Source organism: Microbacterium zouquanmingi (assembly GCF_052266675.1).
Classification (GTDB): domain Bacteria; phylum Actinomycetota; class Actinomycetes; order Actinomycetales; family Microbacteriaceae; genus Microbacterium.
Map to the genome: position 1 here is coordinate 78249 of NZ_JBQPRA010000001.1, position 16900 is coordinate 95148.

The window sequence follows — 16900 nt, forward strand, 5'->3', positions numbered from 1 at the left end:
CCATGTCTCAGAACGGTGTGCTGGAAGCACTGCGCACCGAGGTGGCACGGAGTCGCGCAATGCGATTCGACTCACTGCCTGAGAACGCACGCGCAACCGCGCATCACAGCCTGCTCGACTGGCTGGGGTGCGCGGTTGCCGGTTCTCGCGAGGAATCGGCGGCACAGGCCGCTGCCGCCCTGTCACCTCAGTCCGGACCGAGTTCCGTGATCGGCTCGGCCGATCGCATCGGATGGCGCGATGCGATCATGCTCAACGGCGTGCACGGTCACGCCCTCGATTTCGACGACATGCTCCCCGAGTTCCAGGGACACCCGAGCGCCGCGATCTTCCCTGCGCTCTGGGTGCTCGGCGAGGAGCGCTCGAGCACTATCACCGAAATCCTCGAGGCGTACGTCGCAGGTGTCGAGATCGGTGTCTGGATCGCCCGGCAAGTGATGCCGGAGCACTACGACGCCGGTTGGCACGGCACCGCCACGATGGGCGTCTTTGCTGCGGCCGCCGCGGTCGCGAAGCTTCTCGATCTCGACGCCGATCACTGGATCGCGGCGCTCGACTTCGCCGCAACGCAGTCGGCCGGCATCCGTTCGCTCTTCGGAACGCCCGGTAAGCCGCTGCACGCGGGCAAGGCTGCCGAAGCCGGTGCGCTCGCGGCTCGCCTCGCGCAGGCCGGAGCCGTATCTCGCGGTCAGGGTCTGACAGCCGAGCGCGGCTACTTCTCGCTCTACGGTGCGGGAAAGACCCGCCCAGCCGACCCCGCGGGCTACGAGTGGGCCGTCGCAGGCACGCTCTACAAGACCTACGCGTCGTGCTTCATGACCCAGTCCGTCGTCGACACTGCACTCGAGCTCGGCGCAGCGCTCGGCGATGAGAAGATCGAGTCGATCGAGTCGATCGAGTCGATCGAGGTGACCGTCAGCCCGAAGCTTCGCGATGTCTGCGCCATCGAGGACCCCACGACGGGCAACGAGGCGAAGTTCAGCGTGCACGCCACGACGGCGCTCGGGCTGCTGGGCCACGACCTCAGCACGGAGGACACCTACAGCCCCGAGGTTCTCGCCGAGCCCGCCTATCGCGCCCTGCGCGAGCGGATCACGCTGGTGTTCGACCCCGCGCTCAGCGGCATCGAGACGCAGTCGCGCACACGAATCCAGCTCGCCTCCGGCACGGTTCTCACGGCAGAGCGCGATCGGGGCGTGCCCGACAGCGACCTCGCCGCACGTCTGCAGGCGACCGCGCGCAAGGTCACGGCCCTCGTCGCACCGGTGTACGGATCAGGCGCCGCAGCGCGTCTCATCGACATGCTTGAGACTCCCTCGAACACCATCAACCAGCTGAGCGATGCACTAACTGTCGCCTCTAAGCCCTGGCACAACTGACACTCGCCCCAAAATTGGGGTAAAGTGTCGACACAAGACGAAGATGTCAGCATTGCAGCGGCATCTCGAGTTACACCGGGGATCATCCTGATCCCCCCCAAGGACGGAGTAGTAATGCCCGCTGAGCGCCTCTCGCTTGACGACATCGTCGCGATCGACTTCCATGCGCACGCTCTGAACAGCAAGGACGACGTGAAGGATGCCGCATCCGACACGATCAAGGCAGACCAGGCCAACCGCTGGAAGTCCGACCTCGTCAACATCGACATCGATGCGACGGCCGAGTATTACCGCGAGCGCAAGATCATGGCGGTCCTGTTCGGTGTCGACTCCGAGCGTCACATGGGTGACAAGCGCGTTCCCAACCGCGAGGTCGCGGATGCTGCGCGCGAGCACGACGACGTCCTGATCCCGTTCGCCAGCATCGACCCCTACCGCGGCAAGGCGGCGATCGCCGAGGCCGTGGACCTCATCGAGAACCACGGCGTCAAGGGCTTCAAGTTCCACCCCAGCGTGCAGGGTTTCCACCCGCACGACCCGCTGGCGCGCGACCTGTACGAGGTCATCGCCGAGCACCGCAGCATCGCGCTGTTCCACACCGGCCAGACCGGCATCGGCCGCAACTTCCCTGGCGGTGGCGGCGTGCGCCTGAAGTACTCGAACCCGATGTACTTCGACGACCTCGCCGTGGACTACCCGGACATGACCATCATCCTGGCCCACCCGTCCTTCCCCTGGCAGGACGAAGCGCTGGCCGTCGCACGCCACAAGCAGAATGTGTTCATCGACCTGTCCGGTTGGAGCCCCAAGTACTTCGACCCGAAGCTCATCCAGCACGCGAACTCGCTCATCCGCGACAAGGTGCTCTTCGGCAGCGACTTCCCGCTCCTCACCCCTGACCGCTGGCTGGCAGACTTCGAAGCGGCCCCGTTCAAGGACGAGGTCCGGCCGTTGATCCTCAAGGAGAACGCGATCCGCGTTCTCGGACTCAAGTAAGACAGGATCGCAGCTTCATGGACATGACCGGCAAAGTCGCCGTCGTCACCGGCGGCGCAAGCGGCATGGGTTACGCGATGGCGGAGAAGTTCCTCACCGCTGGCGCGAAGGTCGTCATCGCCGACATCGAGCAGTCCGCGCTGGACCGTGCGGTCGCCGAGCTGAGCGCGCACGGCGAGGTCTTCGGCGTGCGCACCGATGTCTCGTCCGAGGAGAGCGTGCAGGCTCTCGCCGACGCCACCATCGAGCGCTTCGGCGCCGTGCACGTGCTCTGCAACAACGCCGGCGTCGAAACCGGCGGAACCTTCGGCGCGATCGAAGCACGGTCGTGGCGCTGGGTGATGGACGTCAACTTCTTCGGCGTGCTGAACGGATGCCGCGTCTTCCTACCTCTTCTCGAGCAGCAGGAAGAGGGGCACATCGTCAACACCGCCTCGGTGGCAGCGTTCAACACGGGCACCGCGACGATGACCCCCTATGCGACCTCGAAGTTCGCTGTTCTGGCGCTGACCGAATCCCTCGACATCGAGCTGCGCGCCCGTGATGCGAGCGTCAGCATGCACTTGCTTGCCCCTGGCCCCGTGAAGACCCGCATGGTCGAGGCTGAGCGCAACAAGCCGGTCGACGTGCACGTCTCTCAGGAGCCGGAGCGCGTCGCGCAAATGGAGAACCTGGCGCGGATCACCGCCGAGGTCGGACTGGAGCCGAGCGCCGTCGCCGACATGGTCTACGACGCGATCCAGAGCGGCACGTTCTTCATCCTGACCCACCCGGAGCATGCTCTCACCGGTGTGCGCAAGCGTCTGCACTGGATGGAGACGGGCGAGGCTCCGGCCCCGCGCGTCGCCGGAACGTGATGCGCCGGATCTGACACAACGACCAAGTTCTAGGAGGAGAGCGATCATGAGCACCCCTGCAGTTCCCGCAGATATTCCTGTCTTCGACGGAGACCCGTTCTCGATGGAGGCCCTCGCTGACCCCATCGGATTCGACGGTCGCGTCCGCGAACTCGGGCCCGTCGTGTACATCCCCAAGTACGACTACTACGCGGTGACCCAGTGGGATGAGATCCAGAAGTCGCTGCGCGACTGGCGCAAGATCTCCTCCGACGATCGCCCCTTCTACGAGCCGAACCCGTACCGCCCGAAGGTGCTTGTGCTGGAGGACCCGCCGTCGCACACGAAGAACAAGGCCGCAGCGATGGCCGTGCTCTCGGGTGAGAACCTCGTCAAGTTCGAGCAGTACTTCGCCGTCGAAGCAGAGCGGATCGTCTCCGACATCCTCGCCAACGGCCCGGCTGAGATCGACGCGTTCCACGACCTCTCTGCCCGCTACGTGCTGAAGGTGTTCCCGGACATGCTCGGCCTGCCCGAAGAGGGCCGCGAGCTCCTCCTGAAGTTCGGCGACGGCGTGTTCAACGTCTTCGGCCCGGACACCGAGTTCCAGCGCATGAAGCTCGCCGGTGCCGCTCCCGCCCAGGACTGGGTGGAGCGCAACAGCTACCGCGACGCGCAGACCGAGGGCACCGTCGGCTGGCAGCTGTACGAACTCGCCGACGCCGGCAAGCTCCCCGAAGAAGATGCCCGCCAGGTGCTCAAGTCGATCTTCGCGGCTGGGTTCGACACCACGACCGCATCGATCGCGTCGATGATTCGCGCGTTGGCCGACCACCCCGACGAGTGGGCGAAGCTCAAGGCGAACCCCGACCTGGTCGACAACGCCTGGGAAGAGTCGATCCGGTACTACCCGGCATCGCGCTTCGGCGGACGCTACGCCAAGCACGAAGTGCAGATCGGTGAGAACACGCTGCCCGAGGGCGCGAAGATGCTGATGATGTGGCTCGGCTCCGGACGCGATCACCGCAAGTACGACAACCCCGACACCTACCTCGTCGACCGCGACCTCACCGGCGGACACCTCTCCTTCGGCTTCGGCATCCACACCTGCGCCGGAAACCTCGTCGCACGCCTCGAAGCCCGCACTCTCCTCAAGGAACTCGTCAAACAAGTCGACACCATCGAACTCACCGGCGAACCCCGCCAAGCCATGAACTACCAGGCCTTCGGACACGAATACGTCCCCGTCCGTCTCACCCCGAAAGCAGCATGATGTCGACGACTGAAGACACGCGACTCTCGTACCTGGGTGGGCTGTTCGACCTGCGCGGCCTCGGCGCGATCGTCACCGGCGGTGCCGGTGGCATCGGCAGCGCGATGGCTGCCGCGCTGGCGCGCGCAGGCGCGGCGGTCACGCTGCTGGATCTGTCGTCGGAAGCGCTCGAGGCCGCGCAGCAGCGTCTGCAGGATGAGGGCGTCACGGTCGGCATCAAGCAGGCCGACATCACCAAGGCCGATGAATTGGATGCCGCATTCGCCGAGATCGCTTCGGCGAACGGGCTGCACATCGTCTTCGCCAACGCCGGGATCAGCGCGGGCCCCGGCCCGCGGCTGGAGTCCGGGCGGATCGCCAACGTTGACCAGGACCGCTGGAACAGCGTGCTGGACGTCAACCTCACCGGAGCGCTCAACACCGTCGCCAGCGCCTCGCGGCACATCGCCGACGGCTACGGCCGCATCGTCGTCACCGCATCACTGGCCGGCGTGCGCTCGGACGCAATGGTGGGCTACGCCTACGCCGCAACGAAGGCCGGCGTGATCGGCATCGTGCGCAACGCCGCCCTGGAGCTCGCGCCCCGCGGCATCCTGGTCAACGCGATCGCGCCAGGGCTCTTCCACACCAGCATCCGCTCCAGCGACCCGGTGCACTCCCGCTCGACGGACGACTTCGTCCGAGCATCCGCCATCGGGCGCGGAGCGCAGCCGTCCGAGATCGAAGGACTGGCGGTTTATCTGGCATCCCCCGCCAGCAGCTACGTCACGGGAGCCACCATCTCGATCGACGGCGGCGCGCAGCACGCCGGCGCGAACCCCGTCGCGATCTGATCGACAACCAGCAGGAGTCACGATGACCACCACCGAACCCGAAGCAATCGACGCCCCCGTCTTCGACGGCGACCCGTTCTCGATGGAAGCGCTCGCCGACCCCATCGGTTTCGACGGTCGCGTGCGCGAACTGGGTCCGGTCGTGTACATCGAGAAGTACGACTACTACGCGGTGACTCAGTGGGATGAGATCCAGAAGTCGCTGCGCGACTGGCGCAGGGTGTCGTCCTCCGACCGCCCGTTCTACGAGCCGAATCCCTACCGCCCGACTGTGCTGGTGCTCGAGGACCCGCCCTCGCACACGAAGAACAAGGCGGCAGCGATGGCCGTGCTCTCTGGTGAGAACCTCGCGAAGTTCGAGGAGTACTTCGCCGCCGAGGCCAAGCGCCTCGTGACGGAGATCCTCGCGAACGGTCCGGTTGAGCTCGACGCGTTCCACGACCTCTCGGTGAAGTACGTGCTCAAGGTGTTCCCGGACATGCTTGGGTTGCCAGAAGAGGGCCGAGACCTGCTGCTGAAGTTCGGCGACGGCGTGTTCAACGTCTTCGGACCCGACACGGAGTTCCAGCGGCAGAAGCTCGCCGGCGCAGCCCCCGCCCAAGACTGGGTGGAGCGCAACACCTACCGCGAGGTGCAGAAGGAAGGCACGGTCGGCTGGCAGCTGTACGAACTCGCTGACGCCGGCAAGCTCCCCGAAGAGGACGCCCGCCAGGTGCTGAAGTCAATCTTCGGTGCGGGCTTCGACACCACGACCGCATCGATCGCGTCGATGATCCGTGCGCTCGCCGACCACCCCGCGGAGTGGGCAAAGCTCAAGGCGAACCCCGAGCTCGTCGACAACACCTGGGAGGAGTCGATCCGCTACTACCCCGCGTCGCGCTTCGGTGGCCGCTGGGCGAAGGACGACCTCGTCGTGGGCGGCACGAAGATCCCCGCGGGCTCGAAGATGCTGATGATGTGGCTCGGCTCCGGACGCGATCACCGCAAGTACGACAACCCCGACACCTACCTCGTCGACCGCGACCTCACCGGCGGACACCTCTCCTTCGGCTTCGGCATCCACACCTGCGCCGGAAACCTCGTCGCACGCCTCGAAGCCCGCACTCTCCTCAAGGAACTCGTCAAACAAGTCGACACCATCGAACTCACCGGCGAACCTCGCCAAGCCATGAACTACCAGGCATTCGGACACGAATACGTCCCCGTCCGCCTCACACCGAAAGCCTGATCTCATCGCTGTCCGTGGTCGAGAGAGGGAGCCGCTGTGGACCGCTGGCTTCCTCTCCGCCACGGTCATCAACTTCCTGCTGAACGTCGTCTTCTACCTGTTGATGACGACCATGGCGGTCTACGCCCTCGACCGCTTCGCGGCGAATGAAGCACTCGCCGGCTTCGCCTCTTCCGCATATGTCTTCGGCGCACTGGCATCCCGATTCGCGGCGACGGCGCTCATCGCGCGCTTCGGCACCCGCCCGGTGTACCTCGTCGGCGCGGCCGCGGCGACGCTGGCGTGCGGGCTCTACTTCGCCGTCGACAGCCTCTGGTTCCTGATCGTCGTTCGCGCGGTGCACGGCATGACCTTCGGCCTTGCGCACTCCGCACTCGGAGCGATGTCGCAGACGCGCATCCCGGCATCCCGTCGCGGCGAGGGCAACGGCTACTTCGCGATGTCGTCGACCGTCGGCACGGCGATCGGCCCCGTGCTCGCTGTCGCGCTCACCGTCGACGGCGGATACATGCCGCTGTTCATCGCGGCCACAGTCATCTCGCTCATCTCACTGGCGGCCGGCGCGGCGATCCGCCCGCTCCCTGCAGACCTCGCCCAGAGCAGAACCGGCGGAGCACGACCGGCGTGGATCGCGCGCCCCGCGGTGCCGATCGGCCTCGTCGCCTTCCTGCAGTCGCTCGGATACGCCGCGCTGGCCGCGTTCCTCGCGGAGTACACCACCGAGCTGAACGAGCCGGCCGCCGCAGGCTGGTTCTTCCTCGTGTACGCGGGCTGCGTGCTCGTCGTGCGCGCGTTCGCTGGCCCGCTCTACGACCGGTTCGGCGCCGATGTGGTCTTCTACCCCGGGCTGGCGCTCTATGCGATCGGGTTCATCGTGCTGGCGACTTCGCCGACGATCACGGGGATCATGATCGCCGCTGCCGCGATCGGATTCGGCTACGGCACGCTGCTACCGGCCGGCATCACGATCGCCGCCGAGCGGATCGACCCCGAGATGCCCGGCGGAGCCTTCACCACGTACTACGTGTTCGTCGACCTCGGCTACGGCCTTGGGCCGATCCTGCTCGGATTCGCGCTGGGGCTGTGGGGCTGGACCGGACTCTTCTGCGCCGGGCTCGCCACAGTCATCGCGGCATCCGCGGTCTATACGCTGGTGCGCCGGCCCCCGCGTCTAGACACTCAGCTGTCAGACCGATGAACAGCAATCGGGTCGAAGGCTTCACCGGCTGCGTAGTAGTCGCCGAACATCTCCGATCCGATCGCCGTGAGAGTGACCGTGTCGAACGTGAGAACGTCGTCCTGCTCGGTCAGACCGCCCAGCTCGAAAGCGTCGACGCGGGGCCCGTCGTCGGGCGACATCGCCAGCATCCACGCGCCGTCGGTGCTCTGGTGCAGATGCAGCGACGCGAACGTCGTGAGCGGCATCCCGTAGTGCGCCTTCAGCGCGACCGAGCCGGAGAAGAACAGCTCGGAGCCGTCGGCCGACTCCACGGAGAAACGGAACTGCCCCTGCTCGGACGTCACACCGTCGGCCTGGATACCCCCTCCCGGCGCGGTCGTCACGTACATCAGCAGGCTGAGCTTGAAGCTCCACTCGAGGTATCCAGACATGATGCGGCCACTCTAGCGGCGGTGCGTGTGGTCCTGGTAGAAGGCGCACCCTTGACAACGAAGCTGTCTGACAGCAATATAGGTGAAAGCGACGAAGGCGTCCTCAATCTGAGCCGATGCCATTCCCGCACACGCACAGTTGAGGAGCAGGGATGAGATTCACCGACTCAGTCGCATTCGTGACCGGAGCCGCATCAGGCATGGGTCTGGCAACAGCCAAGGCCCTGGCCGCAGAGGGCGCCATCGTCTACGGCGCAGACCTCTCGCAGGAAGCGCTCGAGCGTGAGTTCGCGCAACTGCCCGGTGCCGTCCCTATCGCCCTCGACATCGCCGACAGCGCCGCGATCGACGCAGCCTTCGAGACGATCACTGCCGAGCACGGCAAGCTCCGCGTGCTCGTGAACGCCGCTGGCGTGAACGCACCGCACCGTGCCGCGCTCGACGTACTGAACGCCGAGAACGAGAAGGTGTTCAACGCCATCAAGAAGGGCGAGCGTCACAACTCGGTCTTCATCGAGAACACCACCGACGAGGACTTTGACCGCGTCATGCGGATCAACGTGTACGGCATGTTCTACACGACGCGCGCGGCAGCGCCGCTGCTCAAGGCCAACGGCAAGGGCGCGATCATCAACTTCTCTTCGGCGGCCGCGGTCACCGGCGTGGTCATGCCCCCGTACTACCCCGCGTCGAAGGCGGCCGTCCTTGGCCTGACCCGCGAGGCCGCAGCGGAGCTCGCTCCCTTCGGCATCACGGTCAACGCGATCGCACCGGGAGCCGTGGACACGCCGCTGTTCCGTCAGAGCGATGACGAGTTCATCGACTTCCTGATCGGGATGCAGCCGATCAGGCGAGCAGCTGACCCGGCCGAGATCGCTCAGACCGTCCTCTTCATGGCGAGCGACGAGGGCTCTTATTACACCGGACAGACCTGGTCGCCCTCCGGCGGCCTCGTGATGCACTGATCCACCCCGACTGACTCAAAGGAGATGATGACGTTGACCCGCGCAGACATTGATGAAGCCGCCCTCCAGCGACTTGTCGCCGAGATCGAATCCGATATCGCGACGGGCGCCTACGACGGCGTGCACGTGATCCTCGCCCGCGGCGGCGAGAAGGTACTCGAGCACGTGACGGGCTGGGCCGAGCGCGCCACTGACCGTCCGTTGCGCGATGATGGCGTCTACCGGGTGCTGTCGCTGACCAAGGGCTTCACCAACGTCATGGCGCTCCGGGCGATCAGCGAGGGCAAGCTCGCGCTGTCGACCCGGGTCGTCGATCTGATCCCTGAGTTCCTCGGCACCGATCGCTTCCGCACGCTGCGCAAGGACGAGATCAATGTGCTGCACCTGCTCACGCACCGCTCGGGCATGGCCGCAACGCCGAACCCGGGTCTTGACCTCAAGGACTGCGGCAAGCTGTCGGACGTCATCGCTGCGCTCGCGAGCGTGGACGTCCAGTTCGAGCCGGGCACGAACCTCAACTACTCCCCCGCGATCAACCACGCTCTCCTCGGCGAGATGGTGCGGCGGGCGTACGGCGCGGAGTCGTTCAGCCAGCTCGCGAAGGAGCTCGTGTTCGAGCCGGTCGGCATGTCCGAGACGCAGTTCGGTCTCCCCGCGGCCCTCGCCGATCGCGCGGTGCCACTGAAGGCGTACCTGCCCGAGGGCGGCTTCCTCGATCCGTCCGACATCGAAGAGCTCAACGACGTCCTCACCGAGAATGCCGAGCTCCCCTGGGTCGGTTCGACCGCGACGGCGAACGACGTGTTCCTGTTCGCCGAGATGATCCGCCGTCAGGGCTTGACGGACGGCGGCGAGCGCATCGTGTCGAAGGCGGTCATGGACCAGGCGACGACGCTGCAGACGGGCGACATCCCCAACGACATGTACGCGGCGATGGCCGTGGCGCGTCGCTGGGAGATCCCGGCAGGAAACTTCGGGCTGGGCTTCTCCCTGTCCGGTGCCGGCACCGCCCCGAACTTCTTCGGCCCGTTCACCTCTCCGCGCACGCACGGCAACTACGGTGCCGGTTCATCGCTGTTCTGGGTCGACCCGGAGCGCGATCTCACGCTGGTCTTCCTCTCGGCCGGCGTCATGGAGGAGAGCGAGAACGTCGCCCGCTTCCAGAAGATCTCGACCATGGCCGTCGCCGCGGCCGTATAACTCTTACCCCCCCCCCTAGATTCCAGGAGTCGATGATGACCGAGACAGCCCTGCGGGAAAAGCAGCCCACCATCCCCGAGTTCGACGCGATGAGCGACGACTACTTCGCAGATCCGGCGAGCTACTTCGCCCGCTTCCGCGATGACGCACCGGTGTTCTTCTACCCTTACCTCGGTGCGTGGATCGTCACGCGCCGCGAAGACATCCTCACCGTTCTCGGCGACTGGACCGACTTCTCGAACGCGGCGAACGCCGCGGACATCGAGGTGCCCGAGAAGTGGCACCACATCCTTCCTCCCGGACTCATGGCGCAGCTCGTCACCGGAATGGACCCCGACGGGCACACTCGCCACCGTGCGGTCATGCAGCGCGGGTTCACCAAGGCCAGGATGGAAGCGATCCAGCCGGAGATCGAAGCGCGTGCGAACCGCATCATCGACAAGATCGAGCACACCGGCGGCGGCAACATCATGGAGATGTACTGCCTCGAGCTGACCACCCAGACGCTCCTCGCACACCTGGGCCTCAGCTACGAGTACGACGGCATGATGCGCCAGCTGCGCAGCGATATGGCCCGCGTGCTCTCGTCCTCGCGCGAGCCGATCCCTGCTGAGCTGTACGACGGCGTGTGGGAGCGCTACGCCCTCGCACTGCAGGATCTGCAGAACATCGTGCTGGAGCGCCGCGAAAACCCGGGCGACGACTTCATCAGCGAGATGGCGATCCAGAAGGATCCCCGCACGGAGGAGTACGTCCTGTCGCCGGCGCAGATCGCGCTGCACATCTGCGAGTTCGCGATGGCCGGCACCGACTCGACCTCGCAGGCGATGACGGCCGCGATCCTCTACCTGCACAAGCACCCGCAGGCTCTCGCCGACGCCCAGGCGGGTCCCGCGCTGTGGTCCAACGTCTTCGAAGAGACTCTGCGTCTGCGCCCGTCGGCGGCTTTCGCCTCGCGACAGGCGATGCGCGACATGGAGCTGTCGGGTGTGCAGATCACCAAAGGCGACATGCTCTGGGTCGCACTCCCCAGCGGCAACACCGACACGAGCGTCGTCGAGCGACCCTTCGAGTTCGACATCCACCGCGAGAACATCACTGATCACCTCGCGTTCACGCGCGGTCGCCACACCTGCCTCGGCCAGGCCCTGGCCCGCGTGCAGGGACCGACCGGACTGAAGGTGCTGTTCGAGCGGCTTCCTTCACTGCGTCCCACCGACGACATCCCGATGGACTTCGTCAAGATGGTGCTCCTGCCGGTGCGCCTGTCGCTGCCGGTGACGTGGGACGTCGCCGACATCGAGCAGCAGATGAAGCACACCAAGCGCGAGATGAACCTGACGGTCATCGAGAAGACGGATGCCGCAGACGGCGTCACCACGCTGACGCTGGCCCACGCGGACGGCGGCGCGCTGCCCCGCTGGACCGCCGGTGCGCACGTCGACATCCACCTCACGTCGGCCAGCGGCGAGGCGGTCACCCGCCAGTACTCGCTCTCCGGTGACCCGGATGTGCCCGAGACGTGGCGCCTCGGCGTGCTGAACGAGCCGAACGGCCGCGGTGGTTCGGCAGCCGTGCACGCACTCTCAGTGGGTGACACCGTGCGGACAGGGTGGCCGCTCAACAACTTCGCGCTCGCCCCGGCGAAGAAGTACATCTTCGTCGCCGGCGGCATCGGGCTCACCCCGATCCTGCCGATGATCGCGCAGGCCGAGGCGCAGGGCGCCGAATGGGAACTGCACTTCGGTGGCCGCTCTCGTGCATCGATGGCGTTCCTGAACGAGCTCGAGCCGCACGGCGAGCGGGTGCGCCTGTACCCGCAGGACGAGGTCGGGCACCCGCCGCTCCCTGAGCTGTTCGCCACTCCGAGCGAGGGCACCCTCGTCTACGCGTGCGGTCCTGAGCCGCTGCTGCAGGCGATCGAGGGCAACCTCACGCACTGGCCGACCGAGACGCTGCACACCGAGCGGTTCACGCCGAAGGTGATCGAGCTCACCGAGCCGGACTCTTCGTTCGAGGTCGAGTTCCAGCTGTCGGGTGTGACCCTCACGATCCCGAACGACAAGTCGATCCTCGACGTGGCCGAGGAAGCTGGCCTCGCCGCGATCTCGTCCTGCCGCGAGGGCACCTGCGGTACCTGCGAGACGCCGATCCTCGAGGGACAGGCCGACCACCGCGACTCGATCCTCAGCGCGAGCGAGCAGCAGGAGAACCGCACCATGATGATCTGCGTCTCACGCGCCGCGGGCAACTGCCCCCGTCTCGTGCTCGACGCATGACCGACATCGCAGGGCGTGTCGCGGTCGTTACCGGAGGTTCCTCCGGCATCGGCCGCGGCATCGCCCGCCAGCTCATCGGTGAAGGCGCCACTGTCGTCATCACCGGCATGGACCCGGAGCGCGTCAAGGCCACAGCTAGCGAGATCGGCGCTGTCGGTCTCGCCGCGGACGTCGCCGATCCCGACGCGATGCTCGCGCTGGCCGACGAGGTCATGATGAGGTTCGGACGCGTCGACATCCTGGTGAACAACGCCGGCATCGGCCCGGCAGGGCGCATCAGCGACCTCACGCTGGCCGACTGGAAGTGGATCACCGACGTCAACTACTACGGCGTGATCCACGGACTGCTCGCGTTCCTGCCGCACCTGCGCGCCAACGAGAACGGTGGCCACATCGTCAACACGACCTCGATGGCGACCTTCCTCCCGCTGGAAGGACTCGGAGCGTACGCGGCGACAAAGTCGGCCGTGCACGCACTCAGCGAGATCCTGGCGATGGAGCTTGCTTCCGAGAACTCCTCGCTCAAGGTGACGGTGATGCCTCCAGGGCCAGTGCGCACCGATATTCGCTCGAGCACGCGGAACCGCCCTGAAGCGGCATCCGCTGGCGCGCTCGCCGATGTCGATCTCGAGGCGGCACCGGATGCTGAAAATCTGCGCTGGCTTTCGCCTGACGAAGCGGGAGCGGTGGTGGTCGAGGCGATCCGCGCCGACGCGTTCCTCGCGCTGACCCACCCCGAGTGGCTCCCCCAGATCGATGCGCGCAATGCGGCCACCCGCCAGCACTTCGAGCGCTACGACGCTCAGGCGTAAGAACACAGAACTAAAAAGGTTGTCCGGCCGCACGAGGTGCGGCCGGACAACCTTTTTTGCTTACTGCCGGTCAGTGCGAGTGCACGACGTCGCTGAGCTTCGGCGGACCGCTCTGCTCGAACTTGCGCTTCTGCTTCGCGCGTTCCGAGGCCAGTGTCGTCTCGTCGCCCCGGTGCGCCGCGATGGCTGCACGACGCGCTCCCGGCGCGATGTGGCACAGACCCGGGACATCCGGGTTGTCCTTGCAGTCGACGCTGCCGGCGGCCGGCGCGATAGCGGCCAGGTCGCGACCCGACCGCATCAGCCCGCGAATCGCGAACTTGCGCTTCGCCTGCGCACCGCAGTGCCGGCACTCAGTGGTGTCAGGGGCGGGCGAGACCAACAGCAGGTCTCCGTACCACCCACACTCGTGGCATCCGTACTCGTACATCCGGCGCATGACGACTCCTACTGAACGACCGCGCGAACGCCGCCGAACTTCTCCCAGTCGCGCGAGTCATGCGGAACCCAAACGTTGGCGTTCTCGGCCTGCGCGATGCCGGTCATCTTGCGGATGCTGGCGCGGGCCTCGTCGTAGTCCCAGTCGCTCGGGTCGGCTTCTTCCCACTCGATGTTCTCGCGCAGGTGCGCGACGTCACCGGTCAGGAGCACGTTCTGCGACGGGAGCCGGGTGAGCAGGCCGAGCGACCCAGGCGTGTGGCCGGGGAGGTGCAGGATGTTGATCGCGCCGTCGCCGAACAGGTCGAGTCCCTCGGTCGGAACCTCGTTCCAGTCGAACGTCCGCACGTACTCGGAGTCGAAGTCCTCGGGGAAGAAGAGGTGCGCGGAGCTCTCGGCGGGGTTGCGACCCCACGCGAACTCGCCAGGCCCGATGTAGAACTTCGCCTGCGGGAACAGCGAGATTCCACCCGCGTGGTCGGAGTGCGTGTGCGAGAGGATGACGTGCGTGACGTCGGAGGTGGAGTAGCCGAGCATGCTCAGCTGCGTGTCGATGCGCTTCTCGGGCGAACTGATGATCCAGTCGGATTCCGGACGATCCCCGAACAGCAGGCGCGGGTCCTCGTTGACGATGGGGTTCATCCCGGTGTCCCAGAGGACAAGGCCTTCATCATGCTCGATCACGTGTGCCGGCAGAGGGATCTCGACGATGCCCTCACCACCGAACACCAGGTGCTGTGCGTCGATACGCATCTTTGGCGCGTCGAGTCCCCACATGCGGTTTGCGGTACCCACGGCAGGTCCTTCCTTGGCTCTCACCGGCGAGAACCGTTAAAGCGAAACTAGCCTAAGTGTCGACAGAAGAGCAACCGGAAGGCCTTCATCGGGCAATTTAGACGTGAACTGTCGGCAGACTGCGAGCGCGGACTACTGACTCTCGGCGGAAAGCATCCCGTACGTCGTGCTGGCGACCTGCTGCGCATAAGATGCTGCGGCACGACGAGAGGCGGCAGGATCGTACGATTCGATCGACAGCACGATGGTCGTGAGATCGGAGAACATCCGCGCAGGACGACCGGGAATCTCCATGCCACGGATCAGGAGAGCGCTCACCCGGTTGTGCAGCTGCTGAATCGTCTGCGCCAGCACCTCGTTGCGCGTGCCCACCAACAGGATCTCGAAGAACTTCGAAATCAGGGCGAACAGCTCCGTCGGGTCGGACTCTGCTTCCACTGCCGTCTGGAACTCGGTCAGCACCTCACGAAGATCCGCCTTCTCCTCAGCGGTGGCCCGGGTGACGAAGACCTCAGCGGCAACCGCTTCGAGCTCGACGCTCACCTCGTACACACCGCGCGCCAGCGGCAGATCAGGAACGGCCACGATCGTGCCCCGGCCGTTCACCGAGATCACCAGGCTCTCGGCCTCGAGCTGACGCAGCGCTTCACGCACGGAGGGCCTGCTCGCCCCCGTCATGTCGCACAGCTGGCGCTCGACGAGCACCTGCCCCGGCGCGAGCCGCAACTCCACGATGGCGTCGCGGATGATGCCGGCCACCTGCTCACGAATCGGCGCATGCCGCTGCACGTGCCTTCCACCAAGAAGATCGTCCACGTCGTTATGCCTCCTTCGCGCGCCCGAACACCATAATTCAGGTCGCGTGCACGTCACTCTAACGCTGAGACGGTCCGCTCGGCATCCATCAGCTATCACCTATTGACTTGTCAGACAGGTGCGGCTACGCTCACGTTGACCACAGCCGAGGCTGGCCGTGGACCCGAAGCAAGGAGGCTTGGAATCGTGAACATCAACAAGACCGCGGCAGCGCTCGCAGTCGGCGCTCTGGCGCTCGCACTCACAGCGTGCGGACCTGAAACAGACACTCCAGCGGCGAACGCGCCCGCCGGTGACAGCGTGAAACTGATGGTGTTCGGCTCATTCAGCCAGCCTCCGTTCCCTCTCGCTCAGATCCGCGAAGCAGCACAGGCTGCCGTCTCGTACGTCAACGCCAACGGCGGTGCCGGCGGGTCCCAGATCGACCTCATCGAATGCGATGACAACGGAACCCCCGACGGTGCAGCCGCGTGCGGTGCCAAGGCTGTTGAAGAAGGCGTCGCCGGTGTCGTCGGATCGTTCACGCTGTTCGGTGACTCCATCGTTCCGCAGCTCGAAGCCGGCGGCATCCCGAACATCCTCAACACGGTGGTCAGCGAACTCGAGGCCACGAGCGAGCAGAGCTTCTCGATCATGAGCTCCGGTACTCCGCTCGCCGCCGCACTCCCGCTCCTGAAGGACCAGGGCTGCACGAACGTGATCCTCACCGCCAGCGACAACCCGCAGTCGCGCGGCAACCTCGACGCTTACGGAAAGCCCGCAGCAGACGCTGCAGGCATCTCGCTCGACTTCATCGGCTACCCGGCGAACACGACGGACTACACGACCGTCGCGCAGCAGATCGCTGACCGCACCAACTGCGTCATCTACGGTGGCGGCGCTGCCGACTCGGCCGCGATCATCACGGCCCTGTCGCAGATGAACGGCGACTTCGTGCACATGCCGCTGTCGACCGTTGCTTTCCCCGAGTCCGTGCTCGCTGACCTCGGTGCCGCAACGGCCGGTGTGCAGGTGCCGTCGACGTACAACTTCCCCGCCGTCGGCGGCGAGGCAGTCGACACCGCGATCGCCGAGATGAAGAAGGTCAACCCGAACATCGCGATCGACGACCCCGCTCTGAACGCCTACGCCGGCGTGCTGACGTTCGCGCTGGCCGCTGACCTCGTCGAGGGCGACATCACCGCCGAAGCGATCTCGGCAGTGCTGTCCGACCCGGCGAACACCTTCGACACCGGACTGTACGCACCGACGAACTTCGCCGAGTCCTTCGGCTGGTTCCCGGCAGCACCCCGCGTGGCAGGCACGGTCTACCAGGTCTACAGCGCCGAAGACGGCCGCTGGACGCCCGTCGGCGAGCCGATGGACGTCTCGACGATCCTGAAGTTCTAAGCAACTCCTTCTCGTCGGTCGGGACGCCTCGCTGAGGCATCCCGACCGAC

The 16900-nt window shown here is 66.0% G+C and carries 16 protein-coding genes; 12 read left to right on the forward strand and 4 right to left on the reverse strand.

Features of this window, described 5'->3' with window-relative positions:
• The first annotated feature begins 2 nt into the window (after nt 1-2).
• From ACTU6V_RS00380 to ACTU6V_RS00410, 7 genes are all read left to right on the forward strand, one after another.
• On the forward strand, nt 3-1379 hold the full coding sequence (locus ACTU6V_RS00380; RefSeq protein WP_443474610.1) for an MmgE/PrpD family protein: 1377 nt from the start codon (nt 3-5) through the stop codon (nt 1377-1379).
• A gap of 114 nt (nt 1380-1493) precedes the next feature.
• Nucleotides 1494-2375: an amidohydrolase family protein gene (locus ACTU6V_RS00385; protein ID WP_443474611.1), complete on the forward strand. Its 882-nt coding sequence runs from the start codon at nt 1494-1496 to the stop codon at nt 2373-2375.
• A 23-nt stretch (nt 2376-2398) separates the two neighbouring features.
• Nucleotides 2399-3232 carry an SDR family NAD(P)-dependent oxidoreductase gene (locus tag ACTU6V_RS00390; RefSeq protein ID WP_443474612.1) on the forward strand — a complete coding sequence of 278 codons (834 nt, stop codon included), beginning with the start codon at nt 2399-2401 and terminating at the stop codon, nt 3230-3232.
• A 46-nt stretch (nt 3233-3278) separates the two neighbouring features.
• Complete coding sequence (locus ACTU6V_RS00395; RefSeq protein WP_443474613.1) at nt 3279-4484, forward strand: cytochrome P450; 1206 nt, start codon at nt 3279-3281, stop codon at nt 4482-4484.
• A complete protein-coding gene (locus tag ACTU6V_RS00400; protein WP_443474614.1) occupies nt 4484-5317 on the forward strand; it encodes an SDR family NAD(P)-dependent oxidoreductase in 834 nt (277 codons plus the stop codon). The genes ACTU6V_RS00395 and ACTU6V_RS00400 overlap by 1 nt, the downstream gene beginning before the upstream one ends.
• Before the next feature lie 22 nt (nt 5318-5339).
• The gene (locus ACTU6V_RS00405; protein ID WP_443474615.1) at nt 5340-6545 is read left to right on the forward strand and encodes a cytochrome P450; all 1206 of its coding nucleotides are present in this window, start codon (nt 5340-5342) and stop codon (nt 6543-6545) included.
• A 76-nt stretch (nt 6546-6621) separates the two neighbouring features.
• A complete protein-coding gene (locus ACTU6V_RS00410) occupies nt 6622-7743 on the forward strand; it encodes an MFS transporter (protein ID WP_443474984.1) in 1122 nt (373 codons plus the stop codon).
• On the opposite strand, the gene ACTU6V_RS00415 is transcribed toward ACTU6V_RS00410, so the two are convergent.
• The gene (locus ACTU6V_RS00415; RefSeq protein ID WP_443474616.1) at nt 7725-8156 is read right to left on the reverse strand and encodes an HtaA domain-containing protein; all 432 of its coding nucleotides are present in this window, start codon (nt 8154-8156) and stop codon (nt 7725-7727) included. The genes ACTU6V_RS00410 and ACTU6V_RS00415 overlap by 19 nt on opposite strands.
• Nucleotides 8157-8308: 152 nt before the next feature.
• Between ACTU6V_RS00415 and ACTU6V_RS00420 the strand changes: the two genes are divergently transcribed.
• From ACTU6V_RS00420 to ACTU6V_RS00435, 4 genes are read left to right on the forward strand one after another with little or no spacing between them, the layout of a single operon-like run.
• Nucleotides 8309-9121 carry an SDR family NAD(P)-dependent oxidoreductase gene (locus tag ACTU6V_RS00420; RefSeq protein ID WP_443474617.1) on the forward strand — a complete coding sequence of 271 codons (813 nt, stop codon included), beginning with the start codon at nt 8309-8311 and terminating at the stop codon, nt 9119-9121.
• Between the two features lie 27 nt (nt 9122-9148).
• Nucleotides 9149-10321 carry a serine hydrolase domain-containing protein gene (locus ACTU6V_RS00425; RefSeq protein ID WP_443474618.1) on the forward strand — a complete coding sequence of 391 codons (1173 nt, stop codon included), beginning with the start codon at nt 9149-9151 and terminating at the stop codon, nt 10319-10321.
• 35 nt (nt 10322-10356) lie between these two features.
• Complete coding sequence (locus ACTU6V_RS00430) at nt 10357-12600, forward strand: cytochrome P450 (protein WP_443474619.1); 2244 nt, start codon at nt 10357-10359, stop codon at nt 12598-12600.
• The gene (locus ACTU6V_RS00435) at nt 12597-13412 is read left to right on the forward strand and encodes an SDR family oxidoreductase (RefSeq protein ID WP_443474620.1); all 816 of its coding nucleotides are present in this window, start codon (nt 12597-12599) and stop codon (nt 13410-13412) included. The genes ACTU6V_RS00430 and ACTU6V_RS00435 overlap by 4 nt, the downstream gene beginning before the upstream one ends.
• 70 nt (nt 13413-13482) lie before the next feature.
• Here the strand turns inward: ACTU6V_RS00435 and ACTU6V_RS00440 are convergent, their stop codons facing one another.
• The 3 genes from ACTU6V_RS00440 to ACTU6V_RS00450 all read right to left on the reverse strand — a co-directional run bounded on the left by ACTU6V_RS00440 (nt 13483) and on the right by ACTU6V_RS00450 (nt 15461).
• Entirely contained in the window at nt 13483-13851 is a 369-nt protein-coding gene (locus tag ACTU6V_RS00440) for an FmdB family zinc ribbon protein (protein ID WP_443474621.1), read from the reverse strand.
• An 8-nt stretch (nt 13852-13859) separates the two neighbouring features.
• Entirely contained in the window at nt 13860-14645 is a 786-nt protein-coding gene (locus ACTU6V_RS00445) for an N-acyl homoserine lactonase family protein (RefSeq protein WP_443474622.1), read from the reverse strand.
• A gap of 132 nt (nt 14646-14777) precedes the next feature.
• On the reverse strand, nt 14778-15461 hold the full coding sequence (locus ACTU6V_RS00450; protein WP_443474623.1) for a GntR family transcriptional regulator: 684 nt from the start codon (nt 15459-15461) through the stop codon (nt 14778-14780).
• Nucleotides 15462-15647: 186 nt separating this feature from the next.
• Between ACTU6V_RS00450 and ACTU6V_RS00455 the strand changes: the two genes are divergently transcribed.
• A complete protein-coding gene (locus ACTU6V_RS00455; protein ID WP_443474624.1) occupies nt 15648-16850 on the forward strand; it encodes an ABC transporter substrate-binding protein in 1203 nt (400 codons plus the stop codon).
• Nucleotides 16851-16900 lie beyond the last annotated feature (50 nt).